Source organism: Trinickia acidisoli (assembly GCF_017315725.1).
GTDB classification, from domain to species: Bacteria; Pseudomonadota; Gammaproteobacteria; order Burkholderiales; family Burkholderiaceae; genus Trinickia; species Trinickia acidisoli.
Window position 1 is genome coordinate 3,965,196 of record NZ_JAFLRG010000001.1, and the last position, 18,612, is coordinate 3,983,807.

At 65.0% G+C, this 18,612-nt stretch carries 18 protein-coding genes; 12 read left to right on the plus strand and 6 right to left on the minus strand.

What is annotated here, in order from left to right:
* Positions 1-134: 134 nt before the first annotated feature.
* Entirely contained in the window at positions 135-1,808 is a 1,674-nt protein-coding gene (locus tag J3485_RS18185) for a methyl-accepting chemotaxis protein (protein WP_206955488.1), read from the minus strand.
* A 380-nt stretch (positions 1,809-2,188) separates the two neighbouring features.
* On the opposite strand from J3485_RS18185, the gene J3485_RS18190 reads away from it, so the two are divergent.
* From J3485_RS18190 to hutG, 5 genes are all read left to right on the plus strand, one after another.
* The gene (locus J3485_RS18190; RefSeq protein ID WP_206955489.1) at positions 2,189-2,935 is read left to right on the plus strand and encodes an IclR family transcriptional regulator; all 747 of its coding nucleotides are present in this window, start codon (positions 2,189-2,191) and stop codon (positions 2,933-2,935) included.
* A gap of 79 nt (positions 2,936-3,014) precedes the next feature.
* Positions 3,015-3,770 carry a transporter substrate-binding domain-containing protein gene (locus J3485_RS18195; RefSeq protein WP_206955490.1) on the plus strand — a complete coding sequence of 252 codons (756 nt, stop codon included), beginning with the start codon at positions 3,015-3,017 and terminating at the stop codon, positions 3,768-3,770.
* Between the two features lie 83 nt (positions 3,771-3,853).
* A complete protein-coding gene (locus J3485_RS18200) occupies positions 3,854-4,522 on the plus strand; it encodes an amino acid ABC transporter permease (RefSeq protein ID WP_206955491.1) in 669 nt (222 codons plus the stop codon).
* Positions 4,519-5,310, plus strand: a complete 792-nt coding sequence (locus J3485_RS18205; protein ID WP_242538604.1) for an amino acid ABC transporter ATP-binding protein — start codon at positions 4,519-4,521, stop codon at positions 5,308-5,310. Before J3485_RS18200 ends, J3485_RS18205 begins: the two co-directional genes overlap by 4 nt.
* Positions 5,307-6,275, plus strand: coding sequence for a formimidoylglutamase (hutG, locus tag J3485_RS18210; RefSeq protein WP_206955492.1), 969 nt, complete (start codon positions 5,307-5,309; stop codon positions 6,273-6,275). The genes J3485_RS18205 and hutG overlap by 4 nt, the downstream gene beginning before the upstream one ends.
* Positions 6,276-6,346: 71 nt before the next feature.
* Here the strand turns inward: hutG and J3485_RS18215 are convergent, their stop codons facing one another.
* Both J3485_RS18215 and J3485_RS18220 read right to left on the minus strand, forming a co-directional pair.
* A complete protein-coding gene (locus J3485_RS18215; protein ID WP_206955493.1) occupies positions 6,347-6,514 on the minus strand; it encodes a hypothetical protein in 168 nt (55 codons plus the stop codon).
* 127 nt (positions 6,515-6,641) lie between these two features.
* Positions 6,642-7,271, minus strand: a complete 630-nt coding sequence (locus J3485_RS18220) for a LysE family translocator (RefSeq protein ID WP_206955494.1) — start codon at positions 7,269-7,271, stop codon at positions 6,642-6,644.
* A gap of 532 nt (positions 7,272-7,803) precedes the next feature.
* Here J3485_RS18220 and sap1 point away from each other — a divergent pair.
* Positions 7,804-8,148 carry a surface attachment protein Sap1 gene (gene sap1, locus J3485_RS18225; RefSeq protein WP_206955495.1) on the plus strand — a complete coding sequence of 115 codons (345 nt, stop codon included), beginning with the start codon at positions 7,804-7,806 and terminating at the stop codon, positions 8,146-8,148.
* A gap of 237 nt (positions 8,149-8,385) precedes the next feature.
* Positions 8,386-8,940 (plus strand): YaeQ family protein, encoded by a 555-nt coding sequence (locus tag J3485_RS18230; protein ID WP_206955496.1) that lies wholly within the window; start codon positions 8,386-8,388, stop codon positions 8,938-8,940.
* Here J3485_RS18230 and J3485_RS18235 read toward each other — a convergent pair.
* Positions 8,937-9,362: a VOC family protein gene (locus J3485_RS18235; RefSeq protein WP_206955497.1), complete on the minus strand. Its 426-nt coding sequence runs from the start codon at positions 9,360-9,362 to the stop codon at positions 8,937-8,939. The genes J3485_RS18230 and J3485_RS18235 overlap by 4 nt on opposite strands.
* 470 nt (positions 9,363-9,832) lie before the next feature.
* On the opposite strand from J3485_RS18235, the gene ada reads away from it, so the two are divergent.
* From ada to J3485_RS18255, 4 genes are all read left to right on the plus strand, one after another.
* Entirely contained in the window at positions 9,833-10,987 is a 1,155-nt protein-coding gene (gene ada, locus J3485_RS18240; RefSeq protein ID WP_242538606.1) for a bifunctional DNA-binding transcriptional regulator/O6-methylguanine-DNA methyltransferase Ada, read from the plus strand.
* Entirely contained in the window at positions 10,984-11,916 is a 933-nt protein-coding gene (locus J3485_RS18245) for a DNA-3-methyladenine glycosylase family protein (protein WP_206955499.1), read from the plus strand. The genes ada and J3485_RS18245 overlap by 4 nt, the downstream gene beginning before the upstream one ends.
* A gap of 235 nt (positions 11,917-12,151) precedes the next feature.
* Positions 12,152-13,768: a glutamate--cysteine ligase gene (gene gshA, locus J3485_RS18250; RefSeq protein ID WP_206955500.1), complete on the plus strand. Its 1,617-nt coding sequence runs from the start codon at positions 12,152-12,154 to the stop codon at positions 13,766-13,768.
* A gap of 113 nt (positions 13,769-13,881) precedes the next feature.
* On the plus strand, positions 13,882-14,313 hold the full coding sequence (locus J3485_RS18255; protein ID WP_206955501.1) for a hypothetical protein: 432 nt from the start codon (positions 13,882-13,884) through the stop codon (positions 14,311-14,313).
* Between the two features lie 23 nt (positions 14,314-14,336).
* Here the strand turns inward: J3485_RS18255 and J3485_RS18260 are convergent, their stop codons facing one another.
* Positions 14,337-15,899 carry a DHA2 family efflux MFS transporter permease subunit gene (locus J3485_RS18260; protein ID WP_206955502.1) on the minus strand — a complete coding sequence of 521 codons (1,563 nt, stop codon included), beginning with the start codon at positions 15,897-15,899 and terminating at the stop codon, positions 14,337-14,339.
* Between the two features lie 254 nt (positions 15,900-16,153).
* On the opposite strand from J3485_RS18260, the gene J3485_RS18265 reads away from it, so the two are divergent.
* Positions 16,154-17,731: an efflux transporter outer membrane subunit gene (locus J3485_RS18265; RefSeq protein WP_206955503.1), complete on the plus strand. Its 1,578-nt coding sequence runs from the start codon at positions 16,154-16,156 to the stop codon at positions 17,729-17,731.
* Between the two features lie 61 nt (positions 17,732-17,792).
* Here J3485_RS18265 and gspN read toward each other — a convergent pair whose 3' ends face one another.
* On the minus strand, positions 17,793-18,572 hold the full coding sequence (gene gspN / locus J3485_RS18270; protein WP_206955504.1) for a type II secretion system protein N: 780 nt from the start codon (positions 18,570-18,572) through the stop codon (positions 17,793-17,795).
* Between the last annotated feature and the right edge of the window lie 40 nt (positions 18,573-18,612).

The following is an 18,612-nucleotide window of genomic DNA, read 5'->3' on the forward strand; positions in this document are numbered from 1 at the left end:
TCGCCGCGCGCCTGCAATCACAGTCTCGCTTCGCCCTCGAGCGCGCGGGGCTTTCCACTGCGTCCGAATCGGGTCGGTCGCGGCGAAGATCGCGTTGAAACGTTTGCGCGATACGCCGATTCGATCGGCTCGAATCAGGCCGGCTCATAAGCGAGCATCGCGCTCGCCGCCCGCTTCGCCAGCCGGCGCGACGGCGGCGGGGCCGCGCGTTCGTGCGTCGCGACATCGTGCTCGCCTTGGCGCAGCTTGAACACGCTGACGGCCGAGACGAGCGTGCTCGCCTGTTCGCGCATCGATTCGGCGGCGGCAGCCGCTTCCTCGACGAGCGCGGCGTTTTGCTGCGTCACTTGGTCCATTTGCGTGAGCGCCTGGTTGATCTGCTCGATGCCGGTCGCCTGCTCTTCGCTGGCACTCATGATCTCGCCCATGATCAGCGTCACGCGTTTGACGCTATCGAGCACCTCCTTCATCGTCACGCCCGCTTCGTCGACGAGACGGTTGCCCACTTCGACCTGTTCGACCGAGCCGCCGATCAGCGCCTTGATCTCTTTGGCTGCCGTAGCCGAACGCTGCGCGAGCGAGCGCACTTCGGATGCCACGACGGCGAAGCCGCGACCTTGCTCGCCGGCGCGCGCCGCTTCGACCGCAGCGTTCAGTGCGAGGATGTTCGTTTGGAATGCGATGCCGTCGATCACGCCGATGATTTCGACGATCTTTTGCGACGCCTGATTGATCGCGCCCATCGTCTGCACGACCTCGGAGACGACGCCCCCGGCGCGCGCCGATACGTGCGAAGCCGATGCGGCGAGTTCGTTCGCTTGCCGTGCGTGCTCGGAATTGCGCTTGACCGTGGCCGTCAGTTCTTCCATCGACGCGGCCGTCTGCTCGAGCGAAGCGGCTTGCTCTTCGGTACGCGAGGACAGATCGAGGTTGCCGCTCGCGATCTGGCCCGCCGCCGACGCAATCGCACCCGTGCTGAGGTGAACCTGACCGACGATGCTAACGAGGCTCTCGCGCATCGTCCTCATCGCGTGCATGAGGCTCGTATGATCGTCGGGCCTGACGACGACGTCGGTCGTCAAATCGCCCGTCGCCACGCGATCGGCGGCGTCGGCCGCGTCGGCGGGTTCGCCGCCGAGCTGCTTGATGATGCCGCGCGTGATCAGCACCGCGGAGGCGACGCCGACGGCGAGCGCCGCCAGCGCAAGCGCGAAGATGCCGATTCGGCTCGATGCGTAGGATGCCTTGGCGTTCGCCGTCAGCTCGTCGTTCTGTTTGTGCTCGAGATCGCGCAACTGGCGCACGTAGGCCCACCACTTCGCCTGGATCGGCCGCAGCTCGGCGCGCAGCACGTGATAGGCGTCGTCGCGCTGCCCCGACAACGCGAGCGTTTTCGCTTTCTGCATGAGTTGCAGCGAGAGTTCGCCTTGTTGATTGATCTGCTGCAGCAGCGACGTTTCCTGGGAAGTCGTACCCGGCAACTCGAACAGCTTGGCGAGCTTCGCCCGGCTGTCGTCATAGGCCTCGGTTTCTTCGTCGAAACGCTGCGTTTCGATCTCGACTTGGCTTTGCTGATCGGCCTGCAGCAGGATCAAATTGCGCAAAGCCAGCGCACGATTGGAGATGCTTTCGTCGAGCCGATTGGCGAGGCTCGCTTCGACGGAGTTCACGTCGGTGATTTCGACCATCGACGTTTCGAGCGCGGACATGCGCAGCAGCGCGAAGGCGGTAACGAGAACGAGCAGAGCCGAAACCAACGCAAACCCGATTCCGAGGCGGCTCGCCACTTTCATGTGGGAAAAGTTCATCTCTTGACTACCTCTAATAAAAGGACGTCTCTCACCGTCCATTGGTACCTGCGGCAACACCTGCCGGTTACAAGCGCCGTGAACGGCATATCCGGGATATGCCTTAAGGGATTAATCGGATGAAAACGTTTCAAATGACGAGATAGTTGGAAACGCAATGGGTGTAGATGCTTTTTAGTATGACAAAACGATGCGCGGAACCGCGCAACATAGACCGGCCAGACGGTCGCGAATTTGATCCCCGTCAACGTCCGCTTTTTCACATCGTTAGGTGTAAACCCCCTTGTCTTAACTCCCGCTCTATGGGAATTCGATTTTTCATTATTGGGAATAGTCAGGCATCCTAAGCATCGTTACGTTCTTGTGCGGACCGATCTGTCATGCAGGATGCCCCCGGGACCGGCGCCGAGCGAATCTTGCTCGTGCTCGCCTCGCTCGCCCATCACGGCAAAGCCATGTCCGTGCGCGAACTCGTCGGCAAGACAGGGCTCGCGCAGAGCACGCTCTATCGCCAAATCGCGCTGCTCAAGCGATGGGGTTTCGTCTCCGAAGACGGCGGCCGGTATGCACCGGGCCCCGTCAGCCTGCAGCTCGCGCTGTCGTTCGATCTCGGCTCGCATCTGGTCGAAGCGAGCCGCGGCGCCATGCAGCGGCTCGCTCAGGCGTCGGGTGAGAGCGTCGGGCTGCTCGTTGCGGTCAAGGAGCAGGTGATCTGTCTTGAAATGATCGAGAGCCTGCACTCGCTTCGCTGTTCGTTCGAAAAGGGCCGGGCCGTGTCGCTCAAAGCCGGCGCGTCGGCCAAGTCGCTGCTCGCGTTCATGAACGAGCGCCGCTGCGCGCAGATTCTCGAAACGATGTTCACCGACGACGAGGCGGCCCGAATGGCGCTAGCGGAGCAGCTCGCGACGATCCGCACCGAAGGCTATGTCGTCAGCGACAGCGAAGTCGACCCCGGCGTGTGGGGCGTGAGCGCTCCGATTTTCGCGCGGACCGCGCGTGGGAGCCCGAGCGTCGCGTCGATCACGCTGATGGTGCCGGTCACGCGCGTGCCGGGCCGTGAAGCCGCGTTGATCGACGCGACCCGCAGCACGGCGCGCGAGATTTCGCGCCGGCTGCAAACCGATTGACCGAACCGCTGCATCTCGCAGCTTTGCATGGGCCCCGATGCGCGCTGAAGCGCCGACCGGCCCCATTAGGAGACCATCGATGAAACCGACCCGTCTGCTTGCCGCGCTCTTCATGTCCGCGGCTCTCGCCTTCGCCGTCGCGCCGCGTGGCGCGCACGCCGCCGACGCCGATGCCGGCACGCTGAAGGTAGCCACCGACGCGACCTTCGCGCCCATGGAATTCACGGAAAACGGCGCACGCACGGGCTTCGACATCGACCTCATGAACGCGCTAGCCAAGGCGATGGGCAAACAGGTGCAATGGACCGACATCGACTTCAAGGGCTTGATTCCGGGCCTCGTCGCGCATCGTTTCGACGTCGCGATCTCGGCCATCTACATCACGCCCGAGCGCGCACAGGTGGTCGACTTTACCGAGCCCTACTACGCGGGCGGCCTCGTCGCGCTCGTGAAGGCCGATTCGCCGATCAAGACGCTCGCCGATCTGAACGGCAAGAAGGTTTCGGTCCAAGTCGGCACGAAGTCGGTGAACTACCTGCAGGAACACTATCCGCAAGTGCAGCGCGTCGAGGTGGAGAAGAACGAGGAGATGTTCGATCTCGTCGGCATCGGACGCGCCGACGCGGCCGTGACGGGCAAGCCCGCGGCCTACCAGTTCGTGCGGACGCGGCCCGGCTTTCGCGTGCTCGACGAACAATTGACGACGGAGAAGTATGGGATCGCCGTGCGCAAGGACGAACCGCAACTGCGCGACGCGCTCAATGCCGCGATCGAGAAGATCAAGGCCGACGGGACGTATGCCGTGATCGTCAAGAAGTGGTTCAGCAACAAGTAACGTTGACGTGACGTCGAACCGACGTCGACTACCGGCCGCGCATGGCCGCGGCCGTGCGTTTCGCTTTTAGGAACCGATTGCTCATGCAACTCGATTTTTCTCCCGTATTCGCCGGCTGGCTCGAGATTTTGCACGGCGCGGCCGTCACGATCGAAGTCACGGCGGCCTCGCTCGTCCTGAGCTGCGCGCTCGGCCTACTGATCGGCATCGGCCGGCTCTCGCGGCGACACAAACTCATCTATGGCTTCTGCACGGCCTACTTGACGTTCTTTCGCGGCACGCCCCTGCTCGTGCAGCTTTTCCTGTTGTTCTTCGGGCTGCCGCAGTTCAACGTCATGCTGCCGGCCTTCTTTTGCGGCGTGATCGGCCTGGGGCTCTATTCGGCGTCCTACGTGTCGGAGATCGTGCGCGGCGCGATTCAATCGATCGACCGGGGGCAGACGGAAGCGGCGCGCTCGATCGGGATGTCGTCGTCGCTCGCGATGCGCACCGTGATCCTGCCGCAAGCCATCGTGCGCATGATTCCGCCGCTCGGCAACGAATTCATCGCCCTGATCAAGAACTCGGCGCTCGTCTCGTTGCTAACGATCGACGATCTCATGCACGAAGGCCAGAAGATCATCAGCGTGTCCTATCGCTCGCTCGAGGTCTATCTGGTCATCGCGCTCGTCTACCTCGTGCTCACGAGCACGACGAACTTTTTGCTGCAACGCGCGGAGCAACGGCTGCGCGCCGGAGGGATGGTGCAATGAACGCCTTGCCACAAGCGATCGCGCCCACGAGCGACGATCCCATCGTCCGCATTCGCGGCCTCAAGAAATCGTTCGGAGTCCATACGGTTTTGAACGGCATCGACTTCGACGTCGCGCCGTCGCAAGTCGTCGTCGTCATCGGGCCGAGCGGGTCCGGCAAGAGTACGTTCTTGCGCTGCTGCAACGGCCTCGAGCAGCCCGAGGGCGGTACGGTCGACATCTGCGGCCATCGGCTCGTCGATCACGGCGTGATGCTCAAGGAGCACGCGCTCAACGCGCTGCGCACCGAGGTCGGCATGGTGTTTCAGTCGTTCAATCTATTTCCGCATCTGTCGGTGCTCGGAAACGTCACGCTCGGGCCGCGCAAGCTGCGCGGCGCCTCGAAAGAGGAAGCCGCCGCCGCCGCGATGGCGCTGCTCGAGAAAGTGGGCCTCGCGCACAAAGCGCACGCGATGCCCGCCAGCCTGTCGGGCGGGCAGAAGCAGCGCGTCGCGATCGCACGCGCGCTCGCGATGCGTCCGCGCGTGATGCTGTTCGACGAGCCGACGTCGGCGCTCGATCCCGAGCTGGTCGGCGAGGTGCTGCAAGTGATGAAGATCCTTGCCGGCGACGGCATGACGATGGTCGTCGTCACGCACGAGATGGGCTTTGCCAAGGAAGTTGCGGACGTGGTCGTCGTCATGGACGGCGGCGTCATCGTCGAGGCGGGGCCGCCGCAAACGATCTTTTCCACGCCCACGCAGCCGCGCACGCGCGCGTTCCTGCAAGCCGTGCTTTCGCGCGCATGAGCGCCGCCTTCGATCCGTCCGTCTGGACCGGCCGCCGCGACCTCGGCGAGCGCGGCGATACGGCGAGGCTATTCGAGCGCATCCGTGCGTACGACGAAGCATCAGCCTCGGCAGCCGGTGCCCCCGTGCTGATCGGATTCGCCTGCGATGAAGGCGTGCGACGCAATCAAGGGCGCGTCGGCGCAGCGCATGCGCCGCGGGCGTTGCGACGCGCGCTCGCCGGATTGCCCGCGCATCGGCTGACCCAATGCTTCGATGCGGGAGACATCGCATGCGCGGGCGAGGATCTCGAGGGGGCGCAAGCCGCGCTTAGCGAACACGTTGAGCGCGTGTTGGCGGCCGGCGGGCGGCCCGTCGTCCTCGGCGGCGGTCACGAAGTGGCGTGGGGCACTTATGGCGGTCTACGCGGCTGGCTCGACGCGCGTGCGCAACCTGCGGGCGACGCCGCAGCGCGCGCACCGCGACTGCTCGTCGTCAACTTCGATGCGCATTTCGATTTGCGTACGACGCGCCCCGGCAACTCGGGCACGCCTTTCGATCAGATCGCTCGCGATTGCGGGGCGCGCGGCGTAGCACTGACCTATGCCTGCTTCGGCATCAGCGAGCTGGCGAATACGACGGCACTGTTTGAACGCGCAAACGAAATCGGTGCGCATTACGCGCTCGATCTGGATATGCAGGAGCGCCACCTGAGCGAGCGGCTCTTGGAACTCGATCGATTGATCGCCGCGGCCGACGACATTTATCTGACGATCGATCTCGACGTGCTGCCTGCCGGCGCTGCGCCGGGCGTGTCCGCGCCGGCTGCGCTGGGCGTGCCGCCGGCCGTGGTCGAAGCGATGGTCATGCGCGTGCGCGCATCGGCCAAGTTGCGCGTGGCGGACATCGCCGAATACAACCCCGAGTACGACCAGGACAGCCGGACCGCTCGCGCGGCCGCCAGGCTCGTTTACCGGTTGCTTTGAGCGCATGGCGAGCGCGGCGTTTGGGCCCGCTCGGCCCGCTCGGCCCGTTGCCGCCTCGCGCCGGCCAAACCCTACTGGCGATGTAAAAGACTGCGCAGCGGATGCCGCCAGTCGACGTGGCGTCGCGCCGCGTCGCGCGTCTGGCGCAGGTGGTCTTGCCACAATTCATCCGAGAAAAGAAACGCGACGATCAACAACGGCAGCACGAGAAACGCGCCCAAAATCACTCGCTCGATCACGATGAGTCTCCCGTGCCAATGCAAGGCAAAAGCAGAAAACGGTGAGGTTCATTCTAGGCGCATGTCGCGCGACGCGTGCAATCGGCTACGCCACTTTCGTGGGCCCGCGCGCATTCGTCGGGTTATTTCAAGAAGCGGCTTTCTTCCACGCGACTGCCAGCACGCCCGCGCACATCAACAGCGATCCGCCGGTGCGATTCACCGCGCGCTGCACCGATGCATTGCGAATAGCACGGCGCGCGCCTGACGCGAGCATCGCGTAGCCGAACGCGTTCAGGGTCGCCAGCACGACGAACGTCGCTTCGAGTACGGCTGCCTGCGGCCATGCCGGCGCGTGCAAGTCCATGAACTGCGGCACGAACGCGACGAAGAACACGATGCTCTTGGGGTTGAGCGCCGTGACGGCATAGGCGTGCGCCACGACCCGGCTCGTCCGGGTTTCGGAGACGTCGAGGGTTTCGCCGCCCGCGGCGACGGGCGTGCGCCACAGCTTCACGCCGAGGTACACGAGATAAATGGCGCCGATCCACTTGAGGACCATGAACCACTCGGCCGATGCGGCCAACAGGGCGCCGAGACCGAACATCGAAGCCGTCATCGACGTCAGATCGCCGAGCGCCACGCCGGCCGTCGTAGCGAGCGCATAACGCCTGCCGTGCCCGAGCGCGTAGGAGACGACGAGCAATACCGTCGGCCCCGGGATGACGATGACGATGGCCGACGCGAGCGCGAACGGCAGCCAGTGAATGAAACTCATAGCGGGCTCCTGGGTGTTGTCCGTCGATTTATTCACGACGCCGACGGCAATGCAAGCCGGACCGCATCGACGGCCTCGTTTCTCCGCAGCTTCGTAGTTCCGGGTAGCTCTTACTAGCCGACGCAGAGGGTGCATGGATCCAGGCATCATTCTTGTCCTGTAGCTAAACCGTTATTCCGCATTTTCAGCATTCACTTTAAAGTGACTTTATGTGCGGCGCGGCAAAACGCATTTGCGATTTATTAAGCGACTTAATTCTTTTTCGATGCGAACCGGGCGATCGCCGCAAAGCCTTACAGGATGCCGTCATCGAGCCCATCGCATTGTCCGTCGACTCGCCTCGAGCCCGCTATGGGTGAGCCAAAGCGCATCTTTCTGGCACCTTTCAGGTGGTGCGACAATCCGCCGCTTTTGCAAGTGCACACAAGATGTGCTTGAGCTTTTTCATGCATGCTCTAGGCTAAAACTTGCGGGTTTTGGATTGCCTTTAAATACATAGCTAACCTAAGTGAAAACCCGCATGGAGGCATATATGAAAAAGCAAGCCGGCATGCTTTTGGTGCTCGTGGGATTGACTGCCGCGGCCACGCTAGCACAAGCCCAGGACAACGTCCTCAAGCCTCAACAGACTTTCCAATTCAAGCCGAACGCCTACGGCTGCTTATCGAAGGATAAACTCGATTCCGCCTATCAGCATGCGCAAGCGGGCGAACAGCAACAGATGCAGGAATACTTTTCCGGCTTCCAATGCTTGTCGGCGCCGGAGCATGCGGATTTCCGCGTCGTGCGCGTCGTCGGGCGAGATGTCGAATTCGTGAATGCCGGCAACGACGATACCGAGGGCCTTTGGACCCACGCCGAATTCATCAAGCAATAGCAAGTCGCGAAAGCAGGCGATAAGCTTCGCCCTTCGCTTCGTCGTTTGTTCCATCGATTCGTCGGACGATGGCCCGGTACGCCCGGGCCGTTTGCCGTTGGTCCGCCCATTTTTCGCTACCGCCGGTTTTTCGCTATCATCACGCGCCGACGGTAGCTGCGCGTATCGAACGCGGGCCGCGACCGACACGCAACCCATTCGCGACCGATTCACGCAAACGAGCCTTTCCGACGCCGCATGGCCCTCAAATCGACGATCTATAAAGCCGAACTCCAAATCGCAGACATGGATCGGCATTACTACGGCGATCACGCGCTGACCGTCGCGCGCCATCCTTCCGAAACCGACGAGCGAATGATGGTGCGCCTCGCCGCCTTCGCGTTCTTCGCGAACGAGCGGCTGGAACTTGCCAAGGGGTTGTCCGACACGGACGAGCCCGACCTCTGGGAAAAGGACCTGACGGGCGCGATTCAGACGTGGATCGAAGTCGGGCAGCCCGACGAGCGGCGGCTGGCCAAGGCGAGCGGACGCGCTGAGCAGGTGAACGTGATCGCTTACGGCGGCCGCACGTCGCAAATCTGGTGGGACGGCTTGCGCGGCAAGGTAGAGCGGCTGCGCAACGTCGAAGTCTGGTCGCTCGCCGAGGGTGTCGGTGAAGCGATTTCCCGGCTCGCCGAGCGCACGATGCGGCTGCAGTTCACCGTGCAGGACGGTTCGGCGTGGCTCAGCAGCGCGAACGCGGACCCCGTCGAGCTGCAGTGGACCGTGCTGAAGGCGCGCAGCGCCGCTTAAAGCGTGGTCACGCGTGCCGACTCGGGCGGCCCCTTGAGTTCGATCATGTTGCCTTCGGGGTCGAATAAGTAAAGCGACTGGCCGTACCCGTCGGCGCCGTACCTTCGCCCCTCGGGACCGAGCCGTGCGCCGTGCGCGATCAAATGTTCGGTCAGTTGCGCTGCATCGTAATGCTCGACACGCAGACACAGGTGATCCATGTTGCGGCCGACGCCCGGCGTCCCGCTGTCGGCGCGATCGATCGATGCACCGACGGCGAGCAGATCGATCATCGAGTGCCCCGCGCGCAATTGCGTGAGCCCGATGTCGGGCTGCGCTTTTTCGACCGCGCATCCGAGCGCTTCGCAGTAGAAGCGCGTCATCGCCGCGGGGTCGGTCGTGCGGATGACGACATGGTCGATTTCGCGAATCGTCGGCTTCATCGAGGCTTCTCCCATTTTCGAGCAGGCCATAGGGCAAACGTGTCGGCGACTGCGTCCGTGGATAGGATCAGTGTACGGCAGCCGGCGGATAGAACCGTGCCCTGCCATCGCCAGACCCAAAAGACAAACCCGAAAGACAAAAAAAACCCGCTCACGCGGAGCGGGTGAATCCATATCAGGAGGAGACATGGAGGAGACAGTTCCAACTATACACACGGCGATGGTGCAATGCAATATCTTTTTTATGACGGAAAATGACGAAGGATTTCATAAGGCCCGGCAGCGCGGCCAAGACTTGCGCCGTGCGCCGCCGGCTCTGCCGTGAATGAGCTACGACTTTTCGTGGGGTCGAATCAAATATCGCGCCACGCCGTGACGCATTGGGAATGACAGCGCAACATTCGGCGCGCGGTCGCGAGCGAGGACGCATAGAGTTGGCATCGTCCACCGAGCCAATGTCGAGGAAGATCATGAATACCGCCTATCACACGGATGCCGAACGCTGGGATGCCGTCGTCGAGCGCGACGCGCAGGCGGACGGCGCGTTCTTCTATGCCGTCGCGACAACCGGCGTCTTCTGCCGCCCCTCGTGCGCTTCGCGCCTGCCGCGCCGCGAAAACGTCGCCTTCTACGCCACGACCGACGACGCGTGCGCGGCAGGCTTTCGGCCGTGCAAACGCTGTCGCCCGGACGGGCTGCCGCGCGACATGGCCATCGTCGAGCGCGCTTGCGCGGCCCTCGACGCCGATCCGCAAGCGCGCCTGACGCTCGCACAACTCAGCGAAGCCGTGCACGTGAGCCCGTTTCATCTGCAGCGGCTGTTCAAACGCATCGTCGGCGTGTCGCCGCGCGAATATCAGGCCGCCCGGCGAGGCGCCGCGCTGCGCGAAGCGCTTCAGCGCGGCGAAGGGGTCACGCGGGCCGCGCTCGACGCGGGCTTCAACTCGCCTTCGCGGCTCTATGACAGCGTCGCCGGCGAACTCGGCATGGCGCCGTCCGCGTATCGGAAAAAGGGCGAAGGGCTGCGCGTGCATTACGCGAGCGCCGCCACGGCGCTCGGCCAAGTGCTCGTTGCGGCAACCGACAAGGGCATTTGCCGCATCGCCTTCGGCGATGACGCCGTCGAACTCGCTCAATCGCTTCGGCACGCCTTCGCCAACGCCGAACTGGTGGAGGATCAAGCCCGCATCGCGCCTTTCATCGACCAAATCGACGCCTACCTGCGCGGCCGGCGCGAGACATTCGACCTGCCGCTCGATGTCAGCACGACGGCCTTTCGCCAGCGGGTATGGGACGCGCTGCGCCACATCCCTTACGGCGAAACGCGCAGCTACACGCAGATCGCCGAATTGCTGGGTGTCCCGCGCGCGGTGCGGGCCGTGGCGAGCGCGTGCGCGTCGAATCAGGTCGCCCTCGCCATTCCCTGTCACCGCGTCCTGCAAAAGGGCGGATCGCTCGCCGGCTATCGCTGGGGCCTTGCGCGCAAGGCGGCGTTGCTCGACGCCGAAGCGCGGCACGGCGGCGTCGAACAGGCGCCGGGCGAGCGCGGCGAGAATGGCGAAAACGGCGAAAACGCCCGGGTTCGCCGCAATCGCAACATCAACGACATGGACGACGCAGCTTGAGCACCGTACTCGCCGTCAGTTTCGAATTGCCGTTCAAGGCACCCTACGACTGGACGCGCGTGCTGCGCTTCTTTGCCGGGCGCGCGACGCCCGGCGTCGAAGCGATCGAGGACGGTACCTACCGGCGCGCGATCGAGTGGGACGGCGCGAGCGGCACGCTCTGCGTGGCGCGCCATGCGCGCAAGCACCGTCTCGTCGTGACGATCGAAGGCGACGCAAGCGGCTATGCCGAAGCGCTCGCACCGCACGTCGCCACGATGTTCGACGTCGACGCAGACCCGGCCGCCATCGGCCGTCACCTCGCGCGCGATGCGTGGCTCGCGCCGCTCGTCGAGGCGGCGCCGGGCCTGCGCCTGCCCGGCGCCTGGTCGGCATTCGAACTCGTCGTGCGAGCGATCGTCGGCCAGCAGGTCAGCGTCAAAGCCGCGACGACGCTGATCGGCCGCCTCGTCGTCCGCGCGGGCCGGCGCATCGACGATCATCCGCATCCGGGCACGGCCTGGCGCTTCCCGAGCCCGGCCGCGCTCGCCAACGCCGATCTCGCGCAAATCGGCATGCCGGGTAAGCGCGTCGCCGCCCTGCAAGGGCTCGCCCGCGCCGTGGCCTCGGGCGCCGTGCCGATCGACGACATCCATGCCGCCCGCCTGCCGGCCGCCGCTTTGGCCGACGCGCGTGCTGCGCTGCTCGCGCTGCCGGGCATCGGCCCGTGGACGGTCGAATACATCGCGATGCGCGCATGGCGCGACGTCGACGCTTTTCCGTCCACCGACCTCGTCCTGATGCAGTCGATCGCCGCACGCGATCCCTCGCTCACGCGCGCCCCCGCTCAGCGGGTGCGCACGCGGACATGGCGCCCCTATCGCGCGTATGCGGCCATGCATCTCTGGAATGAAATCGCCGATCGAGCAGGCGGTGTCCGCGGCGGGTAGCCGCGGAGTAACCGCTGAGTCGCCGCGCGCCTCGCGATCGCTTGTGCCGCAAGCGTCGCATGGGTCGATCGAGAACCCCGCACACGCACGATCCGCCGCCGTCCGAGCGGCCGCTTTCCCTTGCCCGCATTGGCCGCAAGCGAGGTTCTCGGCGCGGTGTTAAAGTGCCCGCTACCCAAAAATAATTGCATCGAGGCGCCTTGCGCAGCACGGCCCGGTGCCTCGATCGGCTTCGATGTCAGATATCCAAACACCATCCAGGTTGGAAGCATTCGCGCAGCGCTTGTCGGTGTTGACGTCACCGGCGGCGCAGGGCGTGCTCGCCCGTGGCTTGCGCGGAATCGAGAAGGAAAGCCTGCGCATCGAGCGCGACGGCGCGCTTGCGATGACCGCGCATCCGCGCGCGTTCGGCTCGGCGCTCACGCATCCGCTGCTCACGACCGACTATTCCGAGGCCCTGCTCGAGATCATCACGCCGGCCGAGGCGAGCGTCGAACACCTGATCGCGCAGCTCGACGAACTGCACCGCTTCGTTTATTCGCAACTCGGCGACGAATTGCTCTGGACCGACTCGATGCCAGGCCGCCTGCCGGCAGACGACGACATCCCCATCGCCGAATACGGCACGTCGAATATCGGCAGGCTCAAGCACGTCTACCGGCATGGGCTTGCGCTCCGGTACGGGCGCACGATGCAGTGCATTGCCGGCATTCACTACAACTTCTCGCTCAGCGAGGAGGCGTGGCGTCTGCTGCATGCGCGACGCCCGACGTCCGCCACCGCCGTCGACTTCCAATCGGCGTGCTACCTGGCTTTGATCCGCAATTTCCGCCGCACGAACTGGCTGCTGATGTATCTGTTCGGCGCATCGCCCGTGCTCGACAGAGCGTTCCTGCGAGGCCGCCCGCACACGCTCGAAACGTTCGACGAAAGCACGCTCTACCGCCCCTACGCGACGAGCCTGCGCATGAGCGATCTCGGCTACTCGAACACGACGGCGCAGGCGGCGTTGCAGCCCAATTACGACACGTTGCCCGGCTATCTGGAAGCGCTCGCGCGCGCCGTCAGCGAGCCGTATCCGCCCTACGAGTCGATCGGCACGCATCGCGACGGCGACTGGGTGCAGCTCAATACGAACGTGCTGCAGATCGAGAACGAGTTCTATTCGACGATTCGGCCCAAACGCGTCACGCATTCGGGCGAGCGCCCCTTGCATGCGCTCGCGTCGCGCGGTGTGCAGTATGTCGAGGTGCGCTGTCTCGACATCGATCCGTTCGAACCGTGCGGCATCTCGGTCGAAACGGCGCGCTTTCTCGATGCGTATCTGCTGGTTTGCGCGCTCGAGGACAGCCCGACGCTGCCGCCTGCGGCCTATGCCGAGGCGAATGCGAATTTCGGCCGCGTCACGCTCGAAGGCCGCAAACCCGGCCTGACGCTGATGCGCGAGGGCCGCGCCGTATCGATGCGCGACTGGGCCGACGAACTGTTCGAGCGCATCGAGACCGCCGCGCGTGCGCTCGATGCGCTTGGCGGCAACGGCGCGCACGTGCGCGCCGTTGCCGCGCAGCGCGCCAAGCTTGCCGATCCCGACACGACGCCTTCCGCTCATGTGCTGCGCACGATGCGCGAGCGCGGCCAGTCTTTCCTCGATTTCGGCTTGGCGCAAAGCGAGGCGCATGCCGCGTATTTCCGCGCTCGGCCGCTCGAGGCGGATGCTTTGCAGGCGGCGCGCCTACTGGTCGAGCGCTCGCTCGTCGAGCACACCGAACTCGAACGGCGCGACGCGCCGGGCTCGTTCGACGATTTCGTCAACGACTACCGCGCCTATACGCTCGAACGCTTCAGCGTATAGGCGAGGCCCTGGCCACCCGCCGCGCTTCGCTCCGTGCGAACGCCGGCGCGCGGGGCCTGTCTGAAGCTAGAGGCACGCTAATTGCAGCGCCCGAGAACGAGGAGGGCGTTCGCATGAAAAAGCTAGGATCGGTGATCGCCTGTGCACTCATCGCGGGATGCGCTGCGACCAATCAGGTCGATCCGGAAACGATGCAAATCGCGACGAAGCCGCTCGTGTGCCGCGGCGGCGAATGCGACCTCTGGTGGCAACGCGCGCACCAATGGGTCACGCAACACGCGCAATACCCATTGCGGACGGACACCCACGAAGCGATCGAGACGGCCGGCCCCGCGGGCGGCGGCAGCGCCCCCGCGTTCCAAGTCACGCTTGCACACAATCCCGACGGTTCGTCGACGATCGGGTTTTCCGCACACTGCGATCGCCCGCTTGCCGGCTGCCGGCCGAACCCTTGGCGGGCAACGGCCGATTTCAAGCAATTCGTCCGATCGGGAACCGAGACCGCGCAACCCGCGCAACCCGCGCAAGCACAGCCGCCGCAGTAAGCCGCTTCGCGCCTGGCCGCGCGTCAGTGCCCCATCGAGGCGCCGGCGCCGCGCTTCGGTTTCGTGATCCAGACGAGCACGGCCAGCAGCACGAACGCTGCGCAGGAAATCCGGAAGAAGTCGTTCGTCGCCATCATGAAGCCCTGCTGGGTGACGAGCGCGTTCAACTGCGCGCCGATACCGTCGCCGGTGACGCCGAGGTTGCCGAGCGCGTTCTGATAGGCGACGGTGTTCGACGAATACGCATTGACGGATTCGGCGAGGACTGCGTGGTGGTAGATCGCGTCGTTCTCCCAATAGGTCGTGCTGATCGCCGTGCCGATTGCGCCCGCAAGCGTGCGCAAAAAGTTCGAGAGGCCCGACGCGCTGGCGAGCCGCTCATCGGGAATGCTCGACAGCGTGATCGTGGTCATCGGCACGAAGAAGCAGGCAACGCCGATGCCCTGCACGATCCGCGGCAGGATGACGTGATTGAACGGCACGTCGAGCGTGAAGGTGCCGTTCCAGACCGAGACGATCGCGAACACCGTGAACGCGAAGCTGGCGACCATGCGCAGGTCGAGCCGATGCAGATTGCGCCCGATAATCGGCGAGAGCACCAGCGCGAGCAGGCCGACCGGCGCCGTCGCGAGCCCGGCGAGACCGGCCGTGTAGCCCATCACCGTCTGCAGCCACAGCGGAAAGATGACGACCGATCCGAAGAACGTCATATAGCCGAGAAAGATGATCAGCGCGCCGAGGGCGAAGTTGCGGTCTTTGAACAGCGTCAAATCGATGACGGGCGTCTTCTCGGTGATTTCCCAGGCAAGCAGGAAGGCGAGGGCGACGGCGGCAATCAGCGCGAGCGAGACGATGAACGGCGAATTGAACCAATCGCGGTCTTTGCCGAGATCGAGCATCATCTGCAGGCAAGATATGCCGATGACGAGCAGGCCGAGGCCGACTGCGTCGATCCGCTGCTTGCTCGTCTTCGTTTCGCGCCCGCGCAGCAGAAAGAACGCCGATGCAGCCGAGATGAGGCCGATCGGCAAATTGATGTAGAAGATCCAGGGCCACGTGTAGTTATCGGTGATCCAGCCCCCCATGACGGGCCCAAAGATCGGCGCGACGATCACCGTCATCGCCCACAGCCCCAACGCCAAACCACGCTTTTGCGGCGGATAGCTGCGCATGAGAATCGTCTGCGAAAGCGGAACCATCGGTCCCGATACGAGCCCTTGCAGCAAACGGCACGCGATCAGCGACGGGAAATTCACGGCCAAGCCGCATAGGGCCGACGCGAGCGTGAAGGCCAATACCGAGATCGTGAACAGCCGCACTTCGCCGACGCGGCGCGCGAGCCAGCCGGTCAGCGGCACTGCGATCGCCGCGGCCACGGAGTACGACGAAATGACCCAGGTGCCGTCGCTCGTGGCCACGCCCAGGCTGCCTGAAATCGTCGGCACCGCGACGTTCGCGATCGAGGTGTCGAGCACCTCCATGAACGTGCCGAAAGCGAGACCGACCGTCAGCAGTGCCAGCGTGCCGCCCGCAAGCGGGGCGGGACCCGCCTGCGGCCGTGCCGCCGCGGAAGCCGCATTTGCCATGCGTATTCTCCTTTTTTGATCACGCGAGCCCCTCGGACAACTCGCTCGAGCATTCCATTGCGCGCCAATATCGCGATATTTGATTGCCCTGTCAATATTTTTCTATGCAATGATGGTTCAGTCCTGTAACTAGCCGTCGGCCGGGATTCGGGGTAGCAGCGGTAACGACCGTAACGTGCGGTAACGCAGGCCGCGCGCCGCCTGCGTTACCATCGGGCGAATCTCCATCGCACTCCATCGAAACTCTCGCCGGCATGCCGCGTCATCGCACACCTTTCCTCGCCGCTCCTCGGACGGCTCGCCTCACCACCGCGCTTGCCTGCGCGGTAGCCGCCGCGCTCGCCGGATGCGCCGTCGGCCCCAACTATCACCGTCCGAGCACGCCGGCAGCTGCGGCATACAAGGAAACGCCGGCCGGATGGAAAGTGGCCGAGCCGGCCGACCGAACCGACCGTGGCCCGTGGTGGTCGATCTATCACGACGACCGGCTCTCCGCGCTCATGGGCGAACTCGATACGTCCAACCAAACGATCGCACAGTACGCGGCAGCTTACCGGCAAGCGCGCGCGCTCGTCGGCGAAGCCCGCGCGGCGTATTTCCCGACGCTCGGGCTCTCGGCCAGCGCGACGCGCTCGGGGCAGCAGGTGTCGCGCAACAGCACGCTCGCCTCGACGGGCGCAACGTCGAGCATCGGCAATGCGTTCAGCGCATCGCTCGATGCGTCGTGGGAGCCCGATCTCTGGGGCAAGGTGAGCCGCACCGTCTCGGCTCAGGAGGCTGGGCGGCAGGGCGCGGCGGCCGATCTCGCGAACGCGCGGTTGTCGGCCCAGGCCACGCTCGCGCAAACCTACTTTCAACTCCGCGCGCTCGATGCGATGCAAAAGCTACTGGACGACACCGTCGCGGCTTACGCGAAGGCGCTCAAGCTGACGCAAAACCAATATGCGCAGGGCGTCGCCGCACGCTCGGACGTGATTCAGGCACAAACGCAACTACAGTCGGCTCAGGCCTCCGCGATCGACAATGGCGTGGCGCGCGCGCAGGACGAACATGCGATCGCCGTGCTCGTTGGGCAAAGCGCGTCGAGCTTCTCGATTCCCTCGATCCCGCTCGAGGCCGAACCGCCGACGGTACCCGTCGACGTACCCTCTGCGCTGCTCGAGCGCCGGCCCGACATCGCGGGCGCCGAGCGCCGCACCGCCGAGGCCAACGAGCAAATCGGCGTCGCCATCTCCGCCTACTTCCCCTCGCTGACGCTGTCGGCGCAAGGCGGATTCCAAAACTCGGTGCTGTCGCAACTCTTCACGCTGCCGTCGCGGTTCTGGACCGTCGGCCCCGAGCTCGCGGCGACGCTGTTCGACGGCGGTCTGCGGCACGCGCAGACCGAAGCGGCGCGCGCCGCTTACGACCAGCAGGCGGCCGTGTACCGGCAAACGGTGCTCGCCGCGTTCCAGGACGTCGAAGACAATCTCGCCTCGCAACGCATCCTCGCGCGGGAGGTCGTCATCCAGCGGCAGGCCGTCGATTCCGCCAAACAAGCGCTCGCCATCGTCACCAACGAGTACAAGGCCGGCACCGTCGACTACGTCAGCGTGCTGACCGCGCAAACGACCGCCTTTGCCGCCGAGCAAAAGCTCGAGAATCTGGCGAGCGAGCGGATGGTTTCGTCGGTCGGCCTCGTGAAGGCGCTCGGAGGCGGATGGAACGTCGCGCAGATGAATCGCGAAAACGGCGACATGGCGGCACCGGCACCTTCGGCCTGCGCACCGGCGGCGGCCGCTGCGGCACCGGCCGCGGCTGCGTCCGCCGGCACGTCGACACGAAGCGAATGACACGCCGACGTCGCTCGGCCTCGCGCGTGGGGCTGAGCGGCTGCGCCGACCACCTCGCCCGCTACCGCGTGTAGTCGAGCGCGATCGCCCCATCGCCGGTCGGACGCCCAAGCAAGTTGAGCAGCCCCGCCAGATTGTCGCTGGCCGCGCCCACCGCGCTCGCTTTCCCGTGGAACGAGGTCGTGGTTGCCGTGATGGCGCCATGCCCGCTCAGCATCAACGGCCCATTGAGGGTCGACAGATCGATCGTCGACGTATCGCCTTGCGCTTGCAGCGCGACACGGTAAGAACCCAGCGGTTTGACGGGCGATACGCGCGAACTCATGTCGGTCAACGTGACGACGAGTTGCCCGTACGTCCGCGCGCCGAGCAGCCGCCACGGCGTCCATGAAAGCTGCACGGCGCCATGCAAGTCGAGCGTGTTGAACGGCGCCCCCAACCCCGCGAGCAGCGCCGCCGGTACGGCGATTTGCCCCGCCGAGATCATGGCACCTCGCGGCGCGGCGGCGACTTGGATCGGATCGGGCATCGCCGGCGTCTGCCGCATGCTCATGCTCAAGTGGCCCGTCAGCAGCGGCCAGAACGCCGTCTGCCATTGCACGCGCCCAGGCAACAGGGTGCCCGCGCCGGCGTCCGGGCCCGCCGCCAGTACGAGTGCGGCGGAGCCGTGCCACAACGAGCCCGCCGGCTCGATCAGATTGACGTGGCCCTGCGTGGCCTTGGCGAACTGCGGCGTGATCCAGGCGGCCGGCATCATGGCGACGAGCGTCACGCCGCACGACACGACGGCAATGACGAGCCACGGCAGCACGGCGAGCAAGCGCCGCCATCCCGAGTTCATGCGCAACCTCTTGCTCGGCATGGCAGCGGCGCGCCGCCCG